Genomic DNA, 3,283 nt, shown 5'->3' on the forward strand with positions numbered 1-3,283 from the left:
TTAGCGTGGCGACGTCCTACTCTCACAAAGGGAAACCCTTCACTACAATCGGCGCTAAGAAGCTTAACTTCTGTGTTCGGCATGGGAACAGGTGTATCCTTCTCGCTATCGCCACCACACTGGGTGTTGTTGCTATTTAGTTGAGTGATTATTCACTCAAAACTGGATTGAAGTAATAGAATCAAACATTCCGAAAAACTTTTTTATTTCGTTTCTTTGGTTAAGTCCTCGACCGATTAGTATTGGTCCGCTCCGTACATCACTGCACTTCCACTTCCAACCTATCTACCTCATCATCTCTGAGGGGTCTTACTTTCTTAAAGAAATGGGAAATCTCATCTTGAGGTGGGCTTCACACTTAGATGCTTTCAGCGTTTATCCCTTCCCTACATAGCTACCCAGCAATGCCCTTGGCAGAACAACTGGTACACCAGCGGTAAGTCCATCCCGGTCCTCTCGTACTAAGGACAGCTCCTCTCAAATTTCCAACGCCCGCGACGGATAGGGACCGAACTGTCTCACGACGTTCTGAACCCAGCTCGCGTGCCGCTTTAATGGGCGAACAGCCCAACCCTTGGGACCGACTACAGCCCCAGGATGCGACGAGCCGACATCGAGGTGCCAAACCTCCCCGTCGATGTGGACTCTTGGGGGAGATAAGCCTGTTATCCCCAGGGTAGCTTTTATCCGTTGAGCGATGGCCCTTCCATGCGGAACCACCGGATCACTAAGCCCGACTTTCGTCCCTGCTCGACTTGTAAGTCTCGCAGTCAAGCTCCCTTCTGCCTTTACACTCTGCGAATGATTTCCAACCATTCTGAGGGAACCTTTGGGCGCCTCCGTTACTCTTTAGGAGGCGACCGCCCCAGTCAAACTGCCCACCTGACACTGTCTCCCACCACGATAAGTGGTGCGGGTTAGAGGGTTCATAACACAAGGGTAGTATCCCACCAGCGCCTCCACCGAAACTAGCGTTCCGGGTTCATCGGCTCCTACCTATCCTGTACATGTGGTACAAACACTCAATATCAAGCTACAGTAAAGCTCCATGGGGTCTTTCCGTCCTGTCGCGGGTAACCTGCATCTTCACAGGTACTAAAATTTCACCGAGTCTCTCGTTGAGACAGTGCCCAAATCGTTACGCCTTTCGTGCGGGTCGGAACTTACCCGACAAGGAATTTCGCTACCTTAGGACCGTTATAGTTACGGCCGCCGTTTACTGGGGCTTCAATTCTGAGCTTCGCCGAAGCTAACCCATCCTCTTAACCTTCCAGCACCGGGCAGGCGTCAGCCCCTATACTTCATCTTTCGATTTTGCAGAGACCTGTGTTTTTGATAAACAGTCGCTTGGGCCTATTCACTGCGGCTGACCGAAGTCAGCACCCCTTCTCCCGAAGTTACGGGGTCATTTTGCCGAGTTCCTTAACGAGAGTTCGCTCGCTCACCTTAGGATACTCTCCTCGACTACCTGTGTCGGTTTACGGTACGGGCAGTTGTTTTCTCACTAGAAGCTTTTCTTGACAGTGTGACATCAGGAACTTCGGTACTATTATTTCCCTCCCCATCACAGCTTGTCCGTACAGAGTAAAGCATTTGACTCTACTCAAGACTTACTGCTTGGACATGCACTTCCAGTCGCATGCATTCCTTAGCCTCCTGCGTCCCTCCATTGCTCAAACAAAAACAACTGGTACAGGAATATCAACCTGTTGTCCATCGCCTACGCCTTTCGGCCTCGGCTTAGGTCCCGACTAACCCTGGGCGGACGAGCCTTCCCCAGGAAACCTTAGTCATACGGTGGACGGGATTCTCACCCGTCTTTCGCTACTCATACCGGCATTCTCACTTCTAAGCGCTCCACTAGTCCTCACGATCTAGCTTCGACGCCCTTAGAACGCTCTCCTACCATCACACCAGAGGTGTGATCCACAGCTTCGGTAATATGTTTAGCCCCGGTACATTTTCGGCGCAGGGTCACTCGACTAGTGAGCTATTACGCACTCTTTAAATGGTGGCTGCTTCTGAGCCAACATCCTAGTTGTCTGTGCAACCCCACATCCTTTTCCACTTAACATATATTTTGGGACCTTAGCTGGTGGTCTGGGCTGTTTCCCTTTCGACTACGGATCTTATCACTCGCAGTCTGACTGCCGAATATGAATGAATGGCATTCGGAGTTTATCTGAATTCGGTAACCCGAGATGGGCCCCTAGTCCAAACAGTGCTCTACCTCCATCATTCTTAACTTCGACGCTAGCCCTAAAGCTATTTCGGAGAGAACCAGCTATCTCCAAGTTCGTTTGGAATTTCTCCGCTACCCACAGCTCATCCCCGCACTTTTCAACGTACGTGGGTTCGGTCCTCCAGTGCGTTTTACCACACCTTCAACCTGGCCATGGGTAGATCACATGGTTTCGGGTCTACGACTACATACTCATTCGCCCTATTCAGACTCGCTTTCGCTGCGGCTCCGGCTCTTCACCTTAACCTCGCATGCAATCGTAACTCGCCGGTTCATTCTACAAAAGGCACGCCATTACCCATTAACGGGCTTTGACTTGTTGTAGGCACACGGTTTCAGGATCTATTTCACTCCCCTTCCGGGGTGCTTTTCACCTTTCCCTCACGGTACTGGTTCACTATCGGTCATTAGGGAGTATTTAGCCTTGCGGGATGGTCCCCGCGGATTCCGACGGAATTTCTCGTGTTCCGCCGTACTCAGGATCCTCCTAGGTGTTGCCAACATTTCGTCTACGGGGCTATTACCCACTTTGGCGAACCTTTCCAGGTTCTTCGACTATCTTGACAGACTACCACAACGGAGTCCTACAACCCCAACAAGCAAGCTTGTTGGTTTGGGCTCTTCCCGTTTCGCTCGCCGCTACTCAGGGAATCGAATTTTCTTTCTCTTCCTGCAGGTACTAAGATGTTTCAGTTCTCTGCGTCTACCTCTAACCAGCTATGTATTCACTGGAAAGTAACATCCTATAAAAGATGTTGGGTTTCCCCATTCGGAAATCTCTGGATCATAGCTCACTTACAGCTCCCCAAAGCATATCGGTGTTAGTCCCGTCCTTCATCGGCTCCTAATGCCAAGGCATCCACCGTGTGCCCTTATTCACTTAACCTTATGACCTTACGGTCAATTGTTTGGTTCGTTTCTCTAGCGATAGAGGCGTCACCAATAAAATAAGCTTCGAACAGTTAATTAACTCTTCAACGCGGTGTTCTCGGTTTGTTTTGATTACTTTTTTACTTCAATATCCAGTTTTCAATGAACAAT

General features: G+C 49.9%; 2 rRNA genes. Both read right to left on the reverse strand.

What is annotated here, in order from left to right:
- Positions 1 to 3 precede the first annotated feature (3 nt).
- A 5S ribosomal RNA gene (gene rrf, locus BCR24_RS10280) occupies positions 4 to 119 on the reverse strand.
- 97 nt (positions 120 to 216) lie between these two features.
- A 23S ribosomal RNA gene (locus tag BCR24_RS10285) occupies positions 217 to 3,128 on the reverse strand.
- Positions 3,129 to 3,283: the final 155 nt, after the last annotated feature.

Source organism: Enterococcus ureilyticus (genome assembly GCF_001730315.1).
GTDB lineage: Bacteria > Bacillota > Bacilli > Lactobacillales > Enterococcaceae > Enterococcus_L > Enterococcus_L ureilyticus.